Raw genomic sequence first — 939 nt, forward strand, 5'->3', positions numbered from 1 at the left:
TAACGGCAAGGCTTACTGATGGGCGGGAGTTTAAAAACGTAAACAGTCTTGCCGTGATTGAATTTACTTAGAAAAATGAACACTAAGTTACCCGTCTACCCGACTATTCAGTAAACTATTGTTAGCCGCGACCGTGATATTCCTCAATAAATACTTTGTCTTGGTTTGCATTAATAAACTCCATACTCCTTTTGAAGTCCGATTGAAGATTTAGTGTCAAGTACTTTGTCCAACCCGGCTCTTGTTCACCTCTAAAATAAGCATACAAGGCCAAAGCATACCCCCACTCCCTTTGTTTCAAATATCCTATACTGTTGTGGCCGAATCCTTCATTTGATTTCCATTCCTTATAAGCAGAATTAGCATTAAATATACCCAGACCGAAAACAACAGTTGTCAAGTCAGTAAGACTTTCATCATTTACATCCAAACGTCTTTCACCTAGCAGCTTAATATGGGAGAATTCGTGAGCAATGGTAGCAACCATACATTCTGGATCAGTCATGCTTTGCTGCTCAATAAAAATATCATACTTACCATTATCGCTCTTGTCAAAAAAGACTCCAGCCGCCAGACTCACTTCACTATCAGGATCAACTTCTGTCCAAAAGGAATGATGGCCACCCCTGGATATTTCCTTAATATTTTCATCAAACACCTCCAGATTTATTTCATCTGGATTAATTTCCATTTGCTTCGCCACCAATTCTGATGTCTTACTCAACACCTCCAAAGAACCATCGTAAGTAAAAGGGAAATGCTCGAAAGTTGGATACAACATTTGCTTAGTACCAATATTATCGTGTCCAAACTGAGTCGCCAACCATAAAAATGAATTCTCCATCCACAAGCGCATTTCAGCGTCAATAGGACACATATTTTTATCGTCTTTAGAAAATAATCTGAACATAAGAATGTTTCAAGAATTGCGGCTAACGG

1 protein-coding gene is annotated in these 939 nt (G+C 38.8%); it reads right to left on the reverse strand.

The genetic code is table 11. From position 1 onward, the window contains the following. Nucleotides 1-121 precede the first annotated feature (121 nt). Complete coding sequence (locus M4J38_RS19420) at nucleotides 122-910, reverse strand: hypothetical protein (protein WP_251761474.1); 789 nt, start codon at nucleotides 908-910, stop codon at nucleotides 122-124. Nucleotides 911-939 lie beyond the last annotated feature (29 nt).

It is taken from the genome of Parasegetibacter sp. NRK P23, assembly GCF_023721715.1.
Taxonomy (GTDB): domain Bacteria; phylum Bacteroidota; class Bacteroidia; order Chitinophagales; family Chitinophagaceae; genus Parasegetibacter.

Excerpts from the sequence above, each read along its gene's own strand:
- M4J38_RS19420 (WP_251761474.1), bottom strand. The coding sequence starts at position 910 with ATGTTCAGATTATTTTCTAAAGACGATAAAAATATGTGTCCTATTGAC.